This window comes from Clavibacter sp. VKM Ac-2873 (genome assembly GCF_015351075.1).
Taxonomy (GTDB): Bacteria; Actinomycetota; Actinomycetes; order Actinomycetales; family Microbacteriaceae; genus Clavibacter.
On sequence record NZ_JADKRS010000001.1, the window covers coordinates 821202 to 840159 of the forward strand.

Here is an 18958-nt window from a genome sequence, read left to right on the forward strand (position 1 = left end):
CTTCAGCGGTTCGTGGAGAGGGCGCGGATGACGGCGTCGCCGACCTCCGCGGTGGATCGGGATGCGGTGCCGCCGTCGGCGCGCGCGGCGAGGTCGGCCGTGACAGCGGCCGTGACGCGTGCGGCGGCCTCGGGGAGGCCGAGGTGGTCGAGCAGGAGCGCGACCGAGAGGATCGCCGCGGTCGGGTCGGCCTTCTGCTGGCCGGCGATGTCGGGCGCGGATCCGTGCACCGGCTCGAACATGCTCGGGAACGCGCCCGTGGGGTTCACGTTGCCGGACGCGGCGAGGCCGATGCCGCCCGAGATGGCCGCGGCGAGGTCGGTGATGATGTCGCCGAAGAGGTTGTCGGAGACCAAGACGTCGAAGCGGGACGGGTCGGTGACCAGGAAGATCATCGTCGCGTCGACGTGCAGGTAGTCGACCGTCACCCCCGGGTGCTCGGCGGCGACGCGGTCGACGGTGCGCTGCCACAGGGATCCGGCGAAGGTCAGCACGTTGGTCTTGTGCACGAGCGTGACGCGCTTGCGGTCGCGCCTCTCGGCCAGCTCGAACGCGAACCGCACCGTGCGCTCCACGCCGTGCGCCGTGTTCACCGACACCTCGGTCGCGATCTCGTGCTCGGTGCCGCGGCGCAGCACGCCGCCGTTGCCCGCGTACGGGCCCTCGGTGCCCTCGCGGACGACGACGAAGTCGACCTCGCCGGGCGCGGCGAGCGGCGAGGCGACACCGGGCAGCAGGGCGGTGGGCCGCAGGTTGATGTAGTGGTCGAACGCGAAGCGCAGCTTCAGCAGCAGCCCGCGCTCGATGATGCCGCCGGCGAGGCGCGCGTCGCGTGGGTCGCCGCCGACCGCGCCGAGGAGGATCGCGTCGTGCTGCGCGAGGGCGGCGAGGTCGGAGTCGGTGAGGATCTCCCCCGTCTCGAGGAAGTGGCCCGCGCCGAACGGGTACTGCGTGGTGTCGAGCGACACGTCCGCGGGGACCGCCTCCCGGAGCACGCGCAGGGCCTCGTGGACGACCTCCGGGCCGATGCCGTCCCCGGGGACGACGGCGAGCGAGATGGTGCGGGGCATGGATCCTCCCGGGCTCGGTGGGTGTCGGGCCAGGTTACCCGTCCGCCGCGGGCACCCGCGCGCTACGGTGGACCCACCCGGCGCCCTCCGACGGGCAGGACCCGAAGGACCACCATGAGCATCGGACTCGGCATCTTCCTCGTCATCGTCGGCGCGATCCTCGCCTTCGCCGTCGACATCACCGTCCCGGGCGTCGACCTGCAGCTCGTCGGCTACATCCTCATGGGCGGCGGCGCGCTGGTGATCATCATCGGCGTCGCGCTCCTCGCCCGCCGCCGCACGGCCGTCAGCGAGACGCGCACGCGCATCGACCCCGCCACCGGCCAGCGCATCACGCGCAGCGAGCGCTCCGACGACAACGTCGTCTGATCCGCCGGGCGGGCCGACCCGCCCGCTCAGTCGTGCGAGCTGGCGCGGCGCAGGCTCGTGAGCGAGATGACGATGGCGCCGACCATGAGCAGCGCGCCGATGATCGACGTCGTCACGACGCCGCCGTCGAACGCGCGGTGCGCCGAGTCGAGCAGCGCGGCGCCCACGTCGGCCGGCACGCGCTCCGCGACGGAGGCCGCTCCCCCGAGCGTCTCCCGGGCCGCGGACGCGTCCCCCTCCGAGAGGCCGGCGGGCACCACGAGCCCCGTGCGGTAGCTGGCCGTCAGGATGCTCCCGAGCACGGCCGTGCCGAGCACCGCGCCCACCTCGTACGCCGTCTCGGACACCGCGGACGCCGCGCCCGCCTTCGCCGGCGGGACGGCCGCGATGATCAGGTCGTTGGAGATGGTCTGCGATGCGCCGATGCCCGCGCCGAGCAGGCAGAACGCGAAGACCAGGAGCCCGACCGAGGCGCCCTTCCCGGTGACCGCGAGGATCACGTAGGCGACCGCCGAGAACGCCAGCGCGATCGCGACCACGCGAGACGGCCGGGCGCGCGCCACGATCGGCACGATCACGAGCCCCGAGACGATGACCACGACGGATCCGGGGATCAGCGCGAAGCCGGCCGCCAGCGGATCCAGCCCCGCGACGAGCTGCAGGTGCTGCGTGACGAAGAAGAGGAAGCCGACGAGCGAGACGACGCTCAGCAGGTTGACGAGCACCGCGCCCGTGAAGACCGGCTCGCGGAAGAGCGCGACGTCGAGCATCGGGTTCCGGGCGCGCGACATGCGGCGCACGAACAGGATCCCCGCGACCACGCCCACGACCGGCGCCGCGACGGCGAGCGGCGTCACGCCCTCGGTCGCGAACGTCTTGATCGCGTAGACGAGGGGCGCGACGGTCGCGAGCGACAGCAGGATGGCGACCCCGTCGATCGGGCCCGGCGCCGGGTCCTTCGACTCGGGCACGAGCAGGGGCGTGAGGATCACGAGCGGCAGCATCACCGGCACGGCGACCAGGAACACGGAGCCCCACCAGAAGTGCTCGAGCAGCACGCCGCCCACGAGCGGGCCGAGCGCGGACCCGCCGGAGAAGCCGGACGCCCAGATCGCGATCGCGAGGCGGCGCTGCTTCCGGTCGGTGAAGATCGACCGGAGGAGCGACAGCGTGGAGGGCATGAGCATCGCCCCGAAGAAGCCGAGGGCGGCGCGTGCGGCGATGAGCTGCGAGGCGTCGGTCGCGAAGGCGGCGAGGGCGGAGACGACGCCGAACCCGGCCGCGCCGATCATGAGGAGGCGCCGGCGTCCGTAGCGGTCGCCCATGTTGCCCATCGCGACGAGCAGCCCGGCGAGCACGAGCGGGTACGCGTCGATGACCCAGAGCTGGGCGGCGCCCGAGGGCTCGAGGTCGCGCGCGATGGACGGCATCGCGAAGCTCAGCACCGTGTTGTCGATGGACACGAGGAGCACCGGGAGCATCAGCACCACGAGCGCGGCCCACTGGCGTCGCCCGGCGCGGCCGGTCGCGGCGGTCTCGGGGACGGATGCGGTGCGGGGCGTGGACATGACGGGCTTCCTGACGTCGGGAGGCGCGGGGCGCGCGGACGGGGCCGCGACGGCGACCGAGATCACTGTACCGTCCGGTCGGTACAGCGGGCAAGCCGGCGCTACGCTGGATCCATGCCCGCGACACCGCCCGACGACCCCGCTCCCGCGCCCGACGCCGCTCCCGACCCGACCGCGTCCCCCGCCGGCACCGCGCGCGACCGCATCCTCGACGCCTTCGAGGAGCTGCTCGTGCAGCAGGGCGAACGCGGCACGACCCTCGAGGCCGTCGCCGCGGCGGCCGGCGTCTCCAAGGGCGGGCTGCTCTACCACTTCGGCGGCAAGGAGGCGCTCGTCGAGGGCCTGCTCGCCCGCATGGCGGCGCTCGCGCGCGAGGACGTCGAGCGCCTCCGGAAGGCCGAGCGCGGGCCCGTCGACCGGTGGATCCGCGGATCCCTGTCCACCGCCACGCCCTTCGACCGCGCCTACGTCGCGACCTCCCGCCTCGCGCAGGGCAACCACCCGCGCGCCCGCGACACCCTCACGCACCTCCAGGACGAGTGGGCCGCCGTCATCCTCGAGGCCGTGGGCGATCCGGCCGTCGCGCGGGCCGTGCTCCTCATCGGCGACGGGCTGTACTACAACAGCGCGCTGCAGCCGTGGCTGGGCGGATCCGCCCCCGCGGACGAGGCGCTCGACGAGCTCATCCGCGTGGTCGACGACCTGGTGCGCATCCGCTCCGCGCGCGGCTGACGCGCACGGACGCGCCGCGAGGGCGGCCGCCGCAGCAGCCGCCCTCGCGGTGGATCCCTCGGACCGGCGTCAGTCGGCGATGTCGATCTCCCGCAGCGACGTGGCCTGGATCGCGCGGCGCACGTTCTCCAGGACGCCGTCCGGCACGGGCGAGTCGACGCTCAGGACGCTGAGCGCGCGCCCGCCGGCCTCCTGGCGGGCGATCTGCATGCCGGCGATGTTGACCTGCGCGTCGCCGAACTCCTTGCCGTAGACCGCGACGATGCCGGGACGGTCCTCGTACTTCATGACGATGAGGTGGCGGCTGAACGGCACCTCGACGTCGTAGCCGTCGATCTCGACGAGCTTCTCGATCTGCTTGGTGCCCGTGAGCGTGCCCGAGACCGACACCTGCGTGCCGTCGGACAGGGCGCCGCGGATGCTGAGCACGTTGCGGTACTCCTCCGAGACGGCGTCCGTGATGAGGCGCACCTCGAGCCCGCGCTGCTCGGCGAGCAGCGGCGCGTTGACGTAGGAGACGTTCTCGCTCACCACGTTCGTGAACACGCCCTTGAGCGCCGCGAGCTTGAGCACGCTGACGTCGAAGCCGGCGATCTCGCCGCGGACGACCACGTCGATGCTCGTGAGCGCCTCGTGGGCGAGACCCGAGAACACCTGGCCGAGCTTCTCCATCAGCGGGATGCCGGGGCGCACGTACGGGTCGATGACGCCGCCGGCGACGTTCACGGCGTCCGGGACGAGCTCGCCGCCGAGCGCGAGGCGCACGCTCTTCGCGACCGAGACACCGGCCTTCTCCTGGGCCTCGTCGGTGGAGGCGCCGAGGTGCGGCGTGACGATGATGTTGTCGAGCTCGAGCAGCGGGGATCCCGTGGGCGGCTCGCTCACGAACACGTCGAGGCCGGCGCCCGCGATGCGCTTCGACTTGAGCGCCGTGTAGAGCGCGTCCTCGTCGATGATGCCGCCGCGGCTGGCGTTCACGATGCGCAGGGACGGCTTGGCGAGCGCGAACTGCTCGGTGGAGATGAGGCCCGTGGTGTCGGGCGTCTTGGGGATGTGGATGGTGATGAAGTCGGAGGCCGCCATCAGCTCGTCGAGCGGGAGGAGCCGCACGCCGAGCTGCTGGGCGCGGGCGGGCGTGACGTAGGGGTCGTAGGCCACGAGCGTGGCGCCGAAGCCGGCGAGGCGCTGCGCCACGAGCGTGCCGATGCGGCCGAGGCCCACGATGCCGATGGTCTTCTCGTAGAGCTCCACGCCCGTGAAGGACGAGCGCTTCCAGAGGCCCTGCTTGAGCGACGCGCTGGCGTCCGGGATGAAGCGCGCGAGCGAGAGGATGTGGCCGATCGCGAGCTCGGCGGCCGAGATGACGTTGGAGGTCGGCGCGTTCACGACCATGACGCCCGCGGTGGTCGCGGCCTTGATGTCGACGTTGTCGAGGCCCACGCCCGCGCGGGCGACGACCTGGAGGCGGGGGGCGGCGGCGATGGCCTCCGCGTCGATCCGGGTCGCGGACCGGACGAGCACGGCGTCCGCGTCCGCGAGGGCCGCGAGCAGCGCAGGGCGGTCGGTGCCGTCGACGGATCGGACGTCGAAGTCGGGCCCCAGGGCGTCGACGGTGGCGGGCGAGAGTTCTTCGGCGATGACGACGACGGGCTTGGTCACGTGCGGTCCTTCGGGCGGGGGCGGCTGGGACCCTCACATGCTAGTGGCCCCAGAATGGGGCGATGGACGATGTGACATGGGCTGCGATCCAGCTCGCCGTGCGGATCCTGCTGGCCCTCGTCTTCGTCGGGATGGGCGTGAACCACTTCGCGCCGAAGGCCGCCCGGGTCATGGCGGAGATCATCCCGCCGTCGTTCCGGCGGCGCGGCGTCCCCTCCCCGCTGGTCCTCGTGCGGTTCACGGGGCTCTGCGAGATCGCGGGTGGGATCGGCCTCGTGGTGGAGCCGCTGCGGCTGGCCGCGGGCATCGCGCTGGCCGTCTTCCTGGTCGCGGTCTTCCCGGCCAACGCCTACGCGGCCCGGCATCCGGAGCGCTTCGGCCGCATCGCGAGCCCGCTGGTGCCGCGCCTGGTGGCGCAGGTGGTCCTGATCGCGCTCGTGCTGTTCGCCGGGTGGCCGCTCTAGCCCTCCGACACCAGACAAGCGGCAGCAGGGCCAGACGAGCGGCAGCGGGGCTAGACGAGCGGCAGCAGGGCCGCGAGGCCGACCGTGAGCGCACTCGCCGCGGCGAGGCCCGCGAGCATGACGAGGACGCGCGCGGCGACCGGCCGCCCGCGCGTGGCGAGGGCCGCGACGACGAACGCGACGACGGGCACGAGGATCGCGCCGACGAGCGTCGCGAGGGTGCCGGGCCGGAGCGAGCCGCCGAACGCCGTGGCGATGTCGCGGAAGGCGGTGTACTGGTCCACGGCCTGCCAGACCAGGATGCCGTGGGCGAGCCCGCCGAGGATCCCGACGACCCAGCCGGCGCGCGTCGGCCGGCCGCGACCCGTCCGGGCGGGCGCCGCGACGGCGCTGACCGCGGGCTGCTCGGCGCTCACCTGGCCACCACCCAGGGCCACGGGAAGAGGACGACGGCGCCGGCGGCGAGGACCAGCATGCGCCGGCCGACGCGCATCCCGCGGAGGGCGGCGACGACGGCGGCCAGCCACAGTGGCGGCGCCAGGACCGTGAGCGCCTCGGTCGCCTGCGCGACGACGACCTGGAACGCGGATCCGACGCTCGACGGGTTGTCGCGCACGACGAAGAACCAGGCGATGGCCTCGAGGACCGCGACGGCGCCGAAGAAGGCCAGGCCCACCACCTCGGGCGAGGCGTCGGGGACGGTGCCGTCGTCGTCGATCGCGCGGCCGGGCGATTCCTCGGATCCGGCGGTCGCGGTGGATCCGGACGCGGCGGCCCGGCGCGCGGCCGTGGCCCCGAGGGCCGACCCGCGGCCGCCCGCGGTCGAGGGGGCGGCGTCCGGGCGGCGCCGCGGCACCGCGCGCTGCGGCTCGGGCGAGCGGGCGAGCGTGGGATCCGCCTCCTCGCCGGCCCAGCTCAGGGCGTCGTCGTCGGGGGTGCGGGGCATCCCCCGATCGTACGTGCTCCGATCCGGGCACCCGCCGCACGCTCCCCGGCCCGGCCCGAGCCCGGTCCCGCCCCGGACGCACGGACGCCCGGCCGCGCGAGGCGACCGGGCGTCCGGCGGTGCGGGCGGGGCGTCGGCTAGCGCGCGACCGAGCCGTCCGTGTAGTCGTCGTCGGCCTTGTTCCACGCGAAGAGCTTGCGCAGCTCGCGGCCGGTCGACTCGATCGGGTGCTCCTCGCCCTTCTTGCGGAGCTCGAGGAACTCGGGCGCGCCGGCGTCCTGGTCCTTGATGAAGCGGTCGGCGAACGCACCGGACTGGATGTCCGCGAGGACGGCCTTCATGTTCTCCTTGACGTCCGGCGAGATGACGCGCGGGCCGGAGACGTAGTCGCCGTACTCGGCCGTGTCCGAGATGCTCCAGCGCTGCTTCGCGATGCCGCCCTCCCACATGAGGTCGACGATGAGCTTGAGCTCGTGCAGCACCTCGAAGTACGCGATCTGCGGCTGGTAGCCCGCCTCGATCAGCGTCTCGAAGCCGTACTGCACCAGCTGCGAGGTGCCGCCGCAGAGCACGGCCTGCTCGCCGAAGAGGTCGGTCTCGGTCTCCTCGGTGAAGGTGGTGCGGATGCCGCCGGCGCGGAGGCCGCCGATGCCCTTGGCGTACGACCACGCGAGGTCCCACGCCTTGCCCGACGCGTCGACCTCGACGGCGACGATGACGGGGACGCCGCGGCCGGCCTCGAACTCGCGGCGCACGGTGTGGCCCGGGCCCTTGGGGGCGACGAGGACGACGTCGACGCCCTCGGGCGCCTCGATGTAGCCGAAGCGGATGTTGAAGCCGTGCGCGAAGACGAGCGTCTTGCCCTCGGTGAGGTTGTCGCGCACGCTGTCGGCGTAGAGGCCGCGCTGGTGCTGGTCGGGCGCGAGGATGACGATCACGTCGGCCCACGCGGACGCGTCGGACGGCGTCTTCACCGTGAAGCCCTGCTCCTCGGCCTTGGCGCGGCTCGTCGAGCCCTCCTTGAGGCCGATGACGACCTCGACGCCGGAGTCGCGGAGGTTCAGCGCGTGCGCGTGGCCCTGCGAGCCGTAGCCGATGACGGCGACCTTGCGGCCCTGGATGAGCGAGAGGTCGGCGTCCTTGTCGTAGACGATGTCAGTCACGTGATGGATCTCCTTGTTCTGTCGTCCCCGCGAGGAGCGAGGGGCGGTCGTGCCTGGCTGCCCCGCGCTCGGGCGGGGCGTGGTCGTGCGGCGGAACGTGCAGGGGCGGCGGGCCGATGCGCGAGGAGCCTAACGGCTGTCCCCACGGCCCGACGCGGCGTCGCTAGGGGGTGCGGAAGACGCGGTCGGTGATCGACTTGGATCCGCGTCCCATGGCGAGGAGCCCGGACTGGGCGAGCTCCTTGATGCCGAAGGGCTCCAGCACCCGGAGGAGGGCCTGGACCTTGCCCGAGTCGCCCGTGACCTCGATGATCAGCGCGTCGGTGGCCACGTCCACCACGCGGGCGCGGAAGAGGTTCACGGCCTCGAGCACCTGCGAGCGGGTGGTGTTGTCGACGCGGACCTTGACGAGCAGGTGCTCGCGCTCGACGGCCTGGCCCGGGTCGAGCTCCACGATCTTGATGACGTTGATGAGCTTGTTGAGCTGCTTCGTCACCTGCTCGAGCGGCAGCGCCTCCACGTCCACGACGACCGTGATGCGCGACAGCCCGTCGATCTCGCTCGCGCCGACCGCGAGCGACTCGATGTTGAAGCCCCGACGGGCGAAGAGTCCCGCGACGCGGGTGAGGAGGCCCGGCTTGTCCTCCACCAGGAGGCTCAGGATGTGGCTCACTTCTCGGTCCTCCCGGTCTCGGCGAGGTCGTCGTCCCAGTCGGGCGCGTGGTCGCGGGCGTACTGCACGGCGCTGTTGCTGAGGCCCTGCGGCACCATCGGCCAGACCATGGCGTCGCGGCTGACCACGAAGTCGATGACGACGGGGCGGTCGTTGGTGGCGAGCGCGAGCCGGATCGCGTCGTCCACCTCCTCCGGCTTCGTCACGCGGATCCCGAGGGCGCCGTACGCGTCCGCCATCTTCACGAAGTCGGGCACCATGCGGGTGCCGCCGCCCGTGTTGAGGTCGGTGTTCGAGTAGCGGCCCTCGTAGAACAGGGTCTGCCACTGGCGCACCATGCCGAGGGAGGAGTTGTTGATGATCGCGACCTTGATGGGGATGTCGTTGATCGTGCAGGTGGCGAGCTCCTGGTTGGTCATCTGGAAGCAGCCGTCGCCGTCGATGGCCCACACGTGCCGGTCGGGCTGGGCCACCTTGGCGCCCATGGCGGCGGGCACCGAGTAGCCCATGGTGCCGGCGCCGCCGGAGTTGAGCCACGAGTTGGGGCGCTCGTACTTGATGAACTGCGCGGCCCACATCTGGTGCTGGCCGACGCCCGAGGCGAACACGCCCTCGGGTCCCGTGATCTCGCCGATGCGCTGGATGACGTACTGCGGCGCGAGCTGGCCGTCCGCGGGCTCCGCGTAGCCGAGCGGGAACTCCTCGCGGAGCCCGTCGAGGTAGGTCCACCAGTCGGCGATGTCCTGCTCCACGGCGGACGCGGCCTTCGCCTCGCGGAACGCGACCACCAGGTCGGCGATGACGTCCTTCGCGTCGCCCACGATGGGGACGTCCGCGATGCGGATCTTGGAGATCTCGGCGGGGTCGACGTCGACGTGCACCACCTTGGCGTGCGGCGCGAACAGCGACGCCTTGCCGGTGACCCGGTCGTCGAAGCGCGCGCCGAGCGACACGAGCAGGTCGGACTCCTGCAGCGCGAGCACCGCGGGGACCGTGCCGTGCATCCCGGGCATGCCGAGCTGCTGCGGGTGGGAGTCGGGGAACGCGCCGCGCGCCATGAGCGTCGTGACGACGGGGGCGCCGACCGCCTCGGCGAGCGCCAGCAGCTCCTCGTGGGCCTTCGCGCGGATCACGCCGCCGCCCACGTACAGGACGGGCTTCTTCGCCTCGACCAGCAGCTGCGCGGCGGCCTGGATCTGCTTGCCGTGCGCCTTGACGACCGGCCGGTAGCCGGGCAGGTCGATCTTCGGCGGCCAGTGGAACGGCGCCTCGAGCTGCTGCGCGTCCTTCGTGATGTCCACGAGGACGGGACCCGGGCGGCCGGTGGAGGCGATGTGGTACGCCGACGCGATGGTGGACGGGATGTCCTCGGGCCGCGTGACCAGGAAGCTGTGCTTCGTGATGGGCATCGTGATGCCCACGATGTCGGCCTCCTGGAAGGCGTCGGTGCCCATCAGCGTGGAGAAGACCTGGCCGGTGATGGCGAGGAGCGGCACCGAGTCCATGTAGGCGTCCGCGATGGCCGTGACGAGGTTCGTGGCTCCGGGACCCGAGGTCGCGATGCAGACGCCGGTGCGTCCGCTCGAGGACGCGTAGCCCTCGGCGGCGTGGCCGGCGCCCTGCTCGTGGCGGACGAGGATGTGGCGCAGCTTCGTCGAGTCCATGAGCGGGTCGTACGTGGGGAGGATGGCGCCGCCGGGCAGGCCGAAGATGTCGTCGACCCCGAGGAGCTCGAGGGTGCGGACGACGGCCTCGGCGCCCGTGAGGATCTCGTCGCCCTGGTGGGCGTTCGGCGCCTGCGGCGTGGGGGGCGGGGTGGGCAGAGCTGGCATGGGTGCGCGATTCCTGGGAGAGGGTGCTGGAGGTGAGGAGGGGGTCATCCCGTGATCGCGCCCTCGGCGGCAGAGTGCACGAGCTTGGCGTACTTGGCGAGGACCCCGCGCGTGTAGCGCGGCGGGAGAGGTGCCCACCCCTCACGTCGGGCGGCGAGCTCGGCCTCGTCGACCAGTAGGTCGAGCGTGCGAGCGGCGATGTCGACACGGATCCGGTCTCCATCGCGCACGAAGGCGACGGGACCTGCGTCCACCGCTTCGGGAGCCATGTGGCCGATGCACAGTCCGGTTGTGCCGCCTGAGAATCGACCGTCCGTCAAGAGTAGTACATCCTTGCCCAGGCCGGCGCCCTTGATGGCGCCCGTGATGGCGAGCATCTCGCGCATCCCGGGGCCGCCCTTGGGGCCCTCGTAGCGGATGACGATGACGTCGCCCTTCGAGATGCGGCCCTCGGTGAGCGCGTCCATCGCGGCCCGCTCGCGCTCGAACACGCGGGCGGGACCCTCGAACACGTCGAGGTCGAAGCCGGCCGTCTTGACGACCGCGCCCTCGGGGGCGAGGGAGCCGTGCAGCACGCTGATGCCGCCCGTGGCGTGGATCGGGTCGTCGAGCGTGCGGATGACCGTGCCGTCGAGCGCGGCGAGGTCCATCGACTCGAGGTTCTCGCGCATGGTGCGGCCGGTGACCGTCATGACGTCGCCGTGCAGGAGGCCCGCGTCGAGCAGGGCCTTCATGACCACGGGGACGCCGCCGACGCGGTCGACGTCGTTCATGACGAACCGGCCGAACGGCTTCAGGTCGCCGAGGTGCGGGACGCGGTCGGCGATGCGGTTGAAGTCGGACAGCTGGAGGTCGACCTCGGCCTCGCGCGCGATGGCGAGCAGGTGCAGGACCGCGTTGGTGGATCCGCCGAACGCCATGACCACGGAGATGGCGTTCTCGAACGCCTCCTTCGTCATGATGTCGCGCGCGGTGATGCCCTTCGCGATGAGGTTGACGACGGCCTCGCCCGACCGGTGCGCGAAGTAGTCGCGGCGGCGGTCGGCGCTCGGCGGGGCGGCGGATCCGGGGAGGCTCATGCCGAGGGCCTCCGCGACGCTCGCCATGGTGTTGGCGGTGTACATGCCGCCGCAGGCGCCCTCGCCCGGGCAGATGGCCTTCTCGATGCGGGTCAGGTCCTCCTGGCTCATCGTGCCGGCCTTGCACGCGCCGACCGCCTCGAAGGCGTCGATGATGGTGACCTCCTTCTCGGTGCCGTCCGAGAGCTTCACCCAGCCGGGGGCGATGGATCCCGCGTAGAGGAACACCGAGGAGAGGTCGAGGCGGGCCGCGGCCATGAGCATGCCGGGGAGCGACTTGTCGCAGCCGGCGAGGAGCACGGATCCGTCGAGGCGCTCGGCCATCATGACGGTCTCGACGCTGTCGGCGATGACCTCGCGCGAGACGAGGGAGAAGTGCATGCCCTCGTGGCCCATGGCGATGCCGTCGCTGACGGAGATGGTGCCGAACTGGAGCGGATAGCCGCCGCCGGCGTGCACGCCCTCCTTCGCGCCCTGCGCGAGGCGGTCGAGGCTGAGGTTGCAGGGGGTCACCTCGTTCCACGAGCTGGCGACGCCGATCTGGGGCTTGTCCCAGTCCTCGTCGCCCATCCCGACGGCGCGGAGCATGCCCCGCGAGGAGGTGGCCTCGATCCCGTCGGTGACGTCGCGGCTCCGGGGCTTCATGTCGATCTCAGGCATGGCATGAGTTTATGTCCTGCCGTCGAGCAGTCCCGGCTCCCCTGGGGGCGGACGGCCGAGGACGGGTCAGCCGAAGCCCGGGGGCAGCCGGCCTGCGTCCGCGTCGCCGGCGCGACGGGGATCGGGCGGCGTCGCCGCGGCCGCCGTCGGCGCGTCGTCCCGGGGCCCCGCGCCGCCGGCGACGTGGCCGGCCTCCTCGGCGGCGATGTTCTCGGCGGATCCGACGGGGAGCGTCGACGCGTCCACCTCGTCGGCCGCGCGCAGCTCGTCGTGCGCCCGGTCGATGGCCTCCTCGAGCTCGTCGACGAGGAGGTCCTCGCGCAGGAAGTGGCGGAGGCGGTAGCCCGCGCGGCCGACCATGTGCGCGGAGATGGGCGCCGTCAGCATCTGGAAGAGGAGCACGGGGACGAGCATCGCGACCGTGCTGAGGCTCTGCGACTGCAGGGCCAGCGCGAGGAGCACCAGGATCACGCCGAGGATCTGCGGCTTCGTGGCCGCGTGCATGCGGGCGAGCGGATCCGGGAAGCGGAGGAGGCCGACGCCCGCCGCGACCGAGAGCACGCCGCCCAGGATGAGGAGCACGAGGCTCACGACGTCGAGGGCGTCGGCCAGCGGGCCGGACGCGAGGACGTCGTTCACGACGGGTCCTGCTTCGAGACGTAGCGGGCGACGGCGACCGTGGCGAGGAACGCGGTCATGGCGAGCACCAGCATCACCGGCACCGTGCGGGTGTGGTGGTTGTAGATCATCTCGGCGCCGAGCACGCAGATGAGCGTGGTGAGCAGCACGTCGGACGCGATGATCCGGTCGAGGATGCTCGGACCGCGCACGATGCGCACGAGCGCCATCGCCGCCGTCGAGAAGAAGAGTGCGCCGACGACGACCCAGCCGACCTGCATCACGATGCTCATGCGAGCTCCTCCCCCGTGGTCGAGATGAGCCCCGCCTCGAGGTCGCGATCGCGCACCTGCTCGTGGGCGCGCTGCCTGCGGGTCTGCAGCAGCGGCTCGCGGCCCGTCTCGCGCCGCTCGCGGTTCACGCGCCACACGTCGTCGGCCGTGCCCAGCGTGAAGACGATGCGGCTCTCGACCTGCAGGGTCGTCTCGCGGACGCGCTCGACCTCCTCAGGGGTGGAGGTGCCGAGCGCGTGCAGGTAGAGGATCGAGCGCTCCCGGTCGGCCTCGACGACGATGGACCCCGGGACGAGCGAGACGAGCTCGGCCGTGAGCGTCATGACGAAGTCGCTGCGCGTGTGCAGGTGCACCGCGATGACCGAGTTGACCGGCACGCGGCGCCAGTCGAAGGCCATGGCCGCGACCTGGAAGGACGCGAGCACGAGGTCGAGCGCGAAGCGCCCGAGCAGGATGATCGCCCAGCGGATGTCGAACCGCCCGGACAGCTCCACCGGCGGCAGGTAGAACACCCGCGTCACGAGGAGCGCGAGCACGACGCCGGTGACCACCGAGATGACGGTGACGTGGCCCCAGAGGAGGAGCCAGAGGATCACGAGCCAGACGAGCAGCGGCAGCTGCACGAGGAGCGAGAGCCGCTCGGCGCGGGCCCGGGCGCGACGCGGGGTCATCGGACGCCTCCCGGGAAGACGGTCTCGACGTAGCCGAGCTCGCCCGAGCCGATGCCGGACCCCGGACCCGTGAGGCTCTCGCCCGCGCGCTCGGCGAGGGCGTAGACGGGACCCGCGAACACGGTGAGCGCGACGCTCACGACGACCATGCCGGCCGTCGCGCCCGTCATGAGCAGGGGGGTCTTCCGCACGGTGGTCGTCGCCTCGCCGCCCGGCCGCTCGGAGAGCTGGTCGAGCAGCGGCGACTCGTAGTCCTGGACCTCATCGGCGCCGCGCCAGAACGCCATGTTCCAGACCCGGGCGAGGGCGTAGAGGGTGAGGAGGCTCGTCGCCGCGCCCGCCGCGATGACCGCGTACGTGAGCCAGCCGCCGACGTCGGCGCCCGCGTCGAACAGCGCGACCTTGCCGATGAAGCCGGAGAACGGCGGGATGCCGCCGAGGTTGAGCGCGGGGATGAAGAACAGGATCGCCATGACCGGCGCCGCCTTGAGCAGGCCGCCGAGCTTGTTGATGGACGTGCTGCCGCCCGTCCGCTCGATGAGCCCGGAGGCGAGGAACAGCGTCGTCTGCACGACGATGTGGTGGATCACGTAGTAGATGGTCGCGGTCATGCCGGCCACGGTGTTGAGCGCGATGCCGAAGACCATGTAGCCGATGTGGCTCACCAGCGTGAACGACAGCAGCCGCTTGATGTCCGCCTGCGCGACCGCGCCCAGGATGCCGATCACCATCGTGAGCGCCGCGACGACCATGAGCGCCGTGGAGAGCTGGTCGGTGGGGAACATGACCGTCTCGGTGCGGAGGATCGCGTAGACGCCGACCTTGGTGAGGAGCCCGGCGAACACCGCGGTGACGGGTGCGGGCGCGGTCGGGTAGGAGTCCGGCAGCCAGAACGACAGCGGGAACACGGCCGCCTTGATGCCGAACGCGACGAGCAGCATGATGTGCAGGATCAGCTGCACGTCCGGCGGGATCTCGTCGAGCCGCACCGAGATCTGCGCGATGTTCACCGTGCCGAGGGCGCCGTAGATCATCGCGATGGACGCGAGGAACAGCATCGACGAGACGAGGCTCACGACGATGTAGGTGACGCCCGCCCGGATCCGGGCCTCCGTGCCGCCGAGCGTCAGCAGCACGTAGCTCGCGACGAGCAGGATCTCGAACCCGACGTAGAGGTTGAAGAGGTCGCCCGCCACGAAGGCGTTGAAGACGCCCGCCGCGAGGATCAGGTACGTCGGGTTGTAGATGGAGACCGGCGTCTCGCCGTCGCCGTCCTCGAGGCCCTGGCCGATCGAGAACATGAGGACCGCGAGCAGCACGATCGACGAGATCAGCAGCATGAGCGCCGAGAGGCGGTCGACCACGAGCACGATGCCGAAGGGCGCGGCCCACCCGCCGACCTCGACGGACTGGCCGCCCTGCTGGTCCACCAGCACGAGCAGCACGGCGCTGATCGCCACGACGGCCACGAGCGCGAGCACCGAGACGGCGACCTGCAGGCGGCGCTGGCGCGCGGCGACGAGGGCCGCCGCGGCGCCGAGCAGGGGCACGAGCACGACGAGCGGGATGAGGGTCTGGAAGATCGTCACGAGCCCTCCCCCTTCTCCTTCTCGGCGCGCTTCGTGCGGAAGTCGCGGTCGTCGTCGTCATCGGCGGAGTCGTCGATGGCCTCCTCCAGGTCGGACCGGTTGTCGCGGAGCTTGCGCGCGGACGCGATGGCGGCCTCGGCGTTGGTGCCGAACTCGGTGTCGTCGTCGTCGGGCACCGTGGGCTCCTCGCCGAGGCCCGTGCGGGGGCCGCGCATCGCGAGGTCGTCCTCGTCGTCCGTGACCACGTCCGCGTTCGCGAGCCGCCAGGAGCGGTAGATGAGCGCCATGAGGAACGCCGAGACGCCGAAGGTGATGACGATGGCCGTGAGGATGAGGGCCTGCGGCAGCGGGTCGGCGTACTCCGCCGGATCCACGTCCGCGTCGTAGATGGGCGCGAGGCCCACGCGGCCGGACATGATGAGGATCAGGATGTTCGTCGCGTTGCCCACCAGCAGGAAGCCCAGGAGCACCCGCGTCATGCTCCGCTCGAGCATGAGGTAGATGCCCGTCGCGTACAGCGCGGCCATGATCACGATGAGGGTGACGGAGACGCTCACACGCTCACCCCCTGCTCGGTCTCCATGCCGTCAGCTCCCTGCTCGACCGTGCGGTCGCTCTCCTCCTGGCGGTCGACCTCCGCGCCGAGGCTGCGGAGCACGTCGAGCGTGAGGCCGACGACGACGAGGTAGACGCCGACGTCGAAGAAGGTGCTCGTGACGAACTCGACGTGGCCGACGAGCGGCACCTCGGTGTCGATCCACGTGGATGTGAGGGCGTCGGCACCGAAGACGAGCGGGACGATCGCGGTGCCGACCGCGAAGACGAGGCCCGTGCCCAGGACGCGCCCCGCGTCCACCGGGGCCGCGGCCCCGAGCTCGTAGCGGCCGCCCGCGAGGTAGCGCGCGACGAGCGCCATGCCCGCCATCAGGCCTCCCGCGAATCCGCCGCCCGGCAGGTTGTGGCCCGAGAAGAGCAGGTACACGGACACCACGATGAGGCTGTGGAAGAGGAGCCGGACGACGACCTCCAGGAGGATCGACCGGTTCTGGGGCGCGAGCGTGCGGCCGGCGAGGAGCCACGGGCTGCGCTCGGTGCGTCCCTGGTCCTTGATCGCCTGCCGGGCCTGGATCCGCGGACCGTCGGCGCCGCGCTCCACCTCGAGCGGCGCCTGCGGCGACGGGTCGTGCCGGCCGGAGAGGCGCGCGAGCAGGCTGCGGCGCGACGGCGCGGTCAGGCGCGGCAGCGAGTCGGTGCGGCGGTTGAGGAAGATGAGGCTCGCCACGCCCGTGGCCGCGACGATGAGCACCGAGATCTCGCCCATCGTGTCCCAGCCGCGGAGGTCCACGAGCGTGACGTTGACGACGTTGCTGCCGTGGCCCTGCTCGTAGGCGAGGCGCGGGAACTCGAGCGAGATGGGCGACGCGACCCGGGCGCCGAGCGCCACGACCGCGACGGTGGACATGAGGACGGCGACCGCGATGCCGATGGTCGCCCGCCAGATCGGGTGCACCGAGCGGTTGCGCTCCCCCAGCCGCACCGGCAGGCGGCGGAGCACGAGGACGAACGCGACCAGCGTGATCGTCTCGATGAGCACCTGCGTGAGCGCGAGGTCGGGCGCGCCGTGCAGGGCGAAGAGCGCGGCCATGCCGTAGCCCGTGACGCCGACGAGCACCACGGCCTGGAAGCGCTTGCCGGCGCGCGCGGCCGCGATGGCGGCGACGATCATCACGACGCCGATCACGGGCTGGGCCGGGTGGTCGAACGGGACCGCGGTGGTCGGCCACGAGCGGTTGAGCGCGAGCGCGGATCCGACGGAGCCGATGAGCACGAGCAGGATCACGCCGAGGTAGAACGGCAGCGAGCCGCGCTGCGTGGTGGCGGTGGTGCGCGCGGCGACCCGGTCGATGAGGCGCATCGACGCCCAGTAGATGCGGGCCGCGTCGATCCACGACGGCACCCGCGACTGGAGCGCGAAGACGCCGTCCCGCAGGCGGAACATCGTGAGGCCGACCACGAGCGTGCCGATGGAGATGAGGAGGGCGGGCTCCACGCCGTGCCAGAGCGCGAGGTGGTACGTGTGGTCGGGCTCCCCCGCGGCGCCCGCGCTCGCGGCCGGGAGCGTGTCGGCGTAGCCCGCGATCCACCCGTCGACGGACGACGCGAGGAACCCGAGCACGAGGCCCGCGACCGCGAGCACGGCGGGGGGCACGAGGAAGTCGAGGTGCTCGTGCACGGGCTGGACCTCGTCCACCCCGCGCTTGCGGGCGAACGCGCCCCACATGAAGCGCGCGCTGTACGCCACGGTGAGGCAGGAGCCGACGGAGACGCCGACGAGCGCGACCCAGCCGAGCCCGCCCCCGAGCTCCGCGTCGGTGAGGAGCGCCGTGAGCACGGCCTCCTTCGCGACGAAGCCGAGGAAGGGAGGCAGGCCCGCCATCGAGGCGAGGGCGAGCGCCGCGACCACCGCGAGCACGGGCGCCTTGCGGCCGAGCCCGCTGATCTTCCGCAGGTCGCGCGTCCCGGCCCGGTGGTCGACGACGCCGACGACGAGGAACAGGGTCGCCTTGAACAGCGCGTGCGCGAGGAGCAGGGCGACCCCCGCGAGCGCGCCGTCGCGGGTGCCGTAGCCGACGATGACGGTGAGGAAGCCGAGCTGGCTGACCGTGCCGTAGGCGAGGACGAGCTTCAGGTCCATCTGCTTGAGCGCGCGCCAGCCGCCGACGAGCATCGTCGCGACCCCGAGCGCGACGAGCAACGCGCGCCAGCCGGGCACGTCGGCGTACCCGGGCGCGAGTCGGGCGATGAGGTAGATGCCGGCCTTCACCATCGCCGCGGCGTGCAGGTAGGCGCTCACCGGGGTCGGCGCCGCCATCGCGGCGGGGAGCCAGAAGTGGAAGGGCACGAGGGCGGACTTCGAGAGCGCGCCGAGGAGGATCAGCACGACCGCGACGGGGATCAGCGGCCCGCCGGGGGGATCCGCGACCAGCGCCGCGAGGCTCGTGGTGCCGCCGGCGACCGAGAGGATCACGAGGCCGACGAGCATGGCGAGCCCGCCCGCCGTGGTGACGAGGAGCGCCTGCAGCGCCGCGCCGCGGCTCGCCTTCTTGCCCGTGTAGTGCCCGATGAGCAGGTACGAGAGGACGCTCGTCGCCTCCCAGAAGGTGAAGAGCACGAACACGTCGTCGGCGAGGACGAGGCCGAACATGACGCCCGCGAAGGCGACGAGCAGCCCCGCGAACCGGCCGAGCCCCTCCTCGCTGGAGCGGAAGTAGCGGGCGCAGTAGAGGAGCACGAGCGCGCCGACGCCCGTGACCACGAGGGAGAGGAGCCACGAGAGCGCATCCATCCGCATGTCGAGCGTGATGCCGAGCGACGGGATCCACTCCAGGCGCTCGACCACCTCGCCGTCGGGCAGCACGGCCGGGGCCTGCGCGACCGTGTAGGCGAAGGCGGCGGCCGGCACGAGGGCGGCGACCACGAACGCGCGCACGCCGAGAACACGGGCGAGCAGCGGGATGCAGACGGAGGCGACCAGGAACACCGCGAGGAGGACGATCACGTGCGGTCTCCTC

18 protein-coding genes are annotated in these 18958 nt (G+C 72.3%); 3 read left to right on the forward strand and 15 right to left on the reverse strand.

Translation table 11 applies throughout. The features are described from left to right. Positions 1-2: 2 nt before the first annotated feature. The gene (locus tag ITJ44_RS03835; RefSeq protein ID WP_194633416.1) at positions 3-1070 is read right to left on the reverse strand and encodes a 3-isopropylmalate dehydrogenase; all 1068 of its coding nucleotides are present in this window, start codon (positions 1068-1070) and stop codon (positions 3-5) included. 114 nt (positions 1071-1184) lie between these two features. On the opposite strand from ITJ44_RS03835, the gene ITJ44_RS03840 reads away from it, so the two are divergent. Then, on the forward strand, positions 1185-1439 hold the full coding sequence (locus ITJ44_RS03840; protein WP_194633417.1) for a DUF6458 family protein: 255 nt from the start codon (positions 1185-1187) through the stop codon (positions 1437-1439). Positions 1440-1465: 26 nt separating this feature from the next. On the opposite strand, the gene ITJ44_RS03845 is transcribed toward ITJ44_RS03840, so the two are convergent. Beyond that, complete coding sequence (locus ITJ44_RS03845; protein WP_194633418.1) at positions 1466-3007, reverse strand: MFS transporter; 1542 nt, start codon at positions 3005-3007, stop codon at positions 1466-1468. A gap of 114 nt (positions 3008-3121) precedes the next feature. Between ITJ44_RS03845 and ITJ44_RS03850 the strand changes: the two genes are divergently transcribed. Then, positions 3122-3739 carry a TetR/AcrR family transcriptional regulator gene (locus ITJ44_RS03850; RefSeq protein ID WP_194633419.1) on the forward strand — a complete coding sequence of 206 codons (618 nt, stop codon included), beginning with the start codon at positions 3122-3124 and terminating at the stop codon, positions 3737-3739. Positions 3740-3808: 69 nt separating this feature from the next. Here ITJ44_RS03850 and serA read toward each other — a convergent pair whose 3' ends face one another. Further along, positions 3809-5398, reverse strand: a complete 1590-nt coding sequence (gene serA, locus ITJ44_RS03855; RefSeq protein ID WP_194633420.1) for a phosphoglycerate dehydrogenase — start codon at positions 5396-5398, stop codon at positions 3809-3811. Positions 5399-5460: 62 nt separating this feature from the next. On the opposite strand from serA, the gene ITJ44_RS03860 reads away from it, so the two are divergent. Then, positions 5461-5862, forward strand: coding sequence for a DoxX family membrane protein (locus ITJ44_RS03860; protein ID WP_194633421.1), 402 nt, complete (start codon positions 5461-5463; stop codon positions 5860-5862). A gap of 50 nt (positions 5863-5912) precedes the next feature. Here the strand turns inward: ITJ44_RS03860 and ITJ44_RS03865 are convergent, their stop codons facing one another. The 12 genes from ITJ44_RS03865 to ITJ44_RS03920 all read right to left on the reverse strand — a co-directional run bounded on the left by ITJ44_RS03865 (position 5913) and on the right by ITJ44_RS03920 (position 18945). Next, positions 5913-6278, reverse strand: a complete 366-nt coding sequence (locus ITJ44_RS03865) for a hypothetical protein (RefSeq protein WP_194633422.1) — start codon at positions 6276-6278, stop codon at positions 5913-5915. After that, on the reverse strand, positions 6275-6808 hold the full coding sequence (locus ITJ44_RS03870; RefSeq protein WP_194633423.1) for a hypothetical protein: 534 nt from the start codon (positions 6806-6808) through the stop codon (positions 6275-6277). Before ITJ44_RS03870 ends, ITJ44_RS03865 begins: the two co-directional genes overlap by 4 nt. A 137-nt stretch (positions 6809-6945) precedes the next feature. Beyond that, a complete protein-coding gene (ilvC, locus tag ITJ44_RS03875) occupies positions 6946-7971 on the reverse strand; it encodes a ketol-acid reductoisomerase (RefSeq protein ID WP_012298794.1) in 1026 nt (341 codons plus the stop codon). A 163-nt stretch (positions 7972-8134) separates the two neighbouring features. Beyond that, positions 8135-8644: an acetolactate synthase small subunit gene (ilvN, locus tag ITJ44_RS03880; RefSeq protein WP_194633424.1), complete on the reverse strand. Its 510-nt coding sequence runs from the start codon at positions 8642-8644 to the stop codon at positions 8135-8137. Further along, positions 8641-10476, reverse strand: a complete 1836-nt coding sequence (locus tag ITJ44_RS03885; protein WP_228494478.1) for an acetolactate synthase large subunit — start codon at positions 10474-10476, stop codon at positions 8641-8643. Before ITJ44_RS03885 ends, ilvN begins: the two co-directional genes overlap by 4 nt. Before the next feature lie 44 nt (positions 10477-10520). Continuing rightward, complete coding sequence (ilvD, locus tag ITJ44_RS03890) at positions 10521-12215, reverse strand: dihydroxy-acid dehydratase (RefSeq protein ID WP_194633426.1); 1695 nt, start codon at positions 12213-12215, stop codon at positions 10521-10523. A 66-nt stretch (positions 12216-12281) separates the two neighbouring features. Beyond that, positions 12282-12854: a monovalent cation/H(+) antiporter subunit G gene (gene mnhG / locus ITJ44_RS03895; RefSeq protein ID WP_194633427.1), complete on the reverse strand. Its 573-nt coding sequence runs from the start codon at positions 12852-12854 to the stop codon at positions 12282-12284. After that, positions 12851-13126, reverse strand: a complete 276-nt coding sequence (locus ITJ44_RS03900; RefSeq protein ID WP_194633428.1) for a monovalent cation/H+ antiporter complex subunit F — start codon at positions 13124-13126, stop codon at positions 12851-12853. The genes mnhG and ITJ44_RS03900 overlap by 4 nt, the downstream gene beginning before the upstream one ends. Then, on the reverse strand, positions 13123-13797 hold the full coding sequence (locus ITJ44_RS03905; protein WP_194633429.1) for a Na+/H+ antiporter subunit E: 675 nt from the start codon (positions 13795-13797) through the stop codon (positions 13123-13125). Before ITJ44_RS03905 ends, ITJ44_RS03900 begins: the two co-directional genes overlap by 4 nt. Next, on the reverse strand, positions 13794-15386 hold the full coding sequence (locus ITJ44_RS03910) for a Na+/H+ antiporter subunit D (protein ID WP_194633430.1): 1593 nt from the start codon (positions 15384-15386) through the stop codon (positions 13794-13796). Before ITJ44_RS03910 ends, ITJ44_RS03905 begins: the two co-directional genes overlap by 4 nt. Then, positions 15383-15943 carry a Na(+)/H(+) antiporter subunit C gene (locus ITJ44_RS03915; protein WP_194633431.1) on the reverse strand — a complete coding sequence of 187 codons (561 nt, stop codon included), beginning with the start codon at positions 15941-15943 and terminating at the stop codon, positions 15383-15385. The genes ITJ44_RS03910 and ITJ44_RS03915 overlap by 4 nt, the downstream gene beginning before the upstream one ends. Next, positions 15940-18945 carry a Na+/H+ antiporter subunit A gene (locus tag ITJ44_RS03920; RefSeq protein ID WP_194633432.1) on the reverse strand — a complete coding sequence of 1002 codons (3006 nt, stop codon included), beginning with the start codon at positions 18943-18945 and terminating at the stop codon, positions 15940-15942. The genes ITJ44_RS03915 and ITJ44_RS03920 overlap by 4 nt, the downstream gene beginning before the upstream one ends. Positions 18946-18958: the final 13 nt, after the last annotated feature.

What these genes read in the sequence shown, in the direction of transcription:
- ITJ44_RS03835 (WP_194633416.1), bottom strand. Translation starts at nt 1,070, where the DNA reads ATGCCCCGCACCATCTCGCTCGCCGTCGTCCCCGGGGACGGCATCGGC.
- ITJ44_RS03850 (WP_194633419.1), top strand. Translation starts at nt 3,122, where the DNA reads ATGCCCGCGACACCGCCCGACGACCCCGCTCCCGCGCCCGACGCCGCT.
- ITJ44_RS03845 (WP_194633418.1), bottom strand. Translation starts at nt 3,007, where the DNA reads ATGTCCACGCCCCGCACCGCATCCGTCCCCGAGACCGCCGCGACCGGC.
- ITJ44_RS03860 (WP_194633421.1), top strand. Translation starts at nt 5,461, where the DNA reads ATGGACGATGTGACATGGGCTGCGATCCAGCTCGCCGTGCGGATCCTG.
- ITJ44_RS03840 (WP_194633417.1), top strand. Translation starts at nt 1,185, where the DNA reads ATGAGCATCGGACTCGGCATCTTCCTCGTCATCGTCGGCGCGATCCTC.
- ITJ44_RS03905 (WP_194633429.1), bottom strand. Translation starts at nt 13,797, where the DNA reads ATGACCCCGCGTCGCGCCCGGGCCCGCGCCGAGCGGCTCTCGCTCCTC.
- ITJ44_RS03900 (WP_194633428.1), bottom strand. Translation starts at nt 13,126, where the DNA reads ATGAGCATCGTGATGCAGGTCGGCTGGGTCGTCGTCGGCGCACTCTTC.
- ITJ44_RS03870 (WP_194633423.1), bottom strand. Translation starts at nt 6,808, where the DNA reads ATGCCCCGCACCCCCGACGACGACGCCCTGAGCTGGGCCGGCGAGGAG.
- ITJ44_RS03885 (WP_228494478.1), bottom strand. Translation starts at nt 10,476, where the DNA reads ATGCCAGCTCTGCCCACCCCGCCCCCCACGCCGCAGGCGCCGAACGCC.
- ilvD (WP_194633426.1), bottom strand. Translation starts at nt 12,215, where the DNA reads ATGCCTGAGATCGACATGAAGCCCCGGAGCCGCGACGTCACCGACGGG.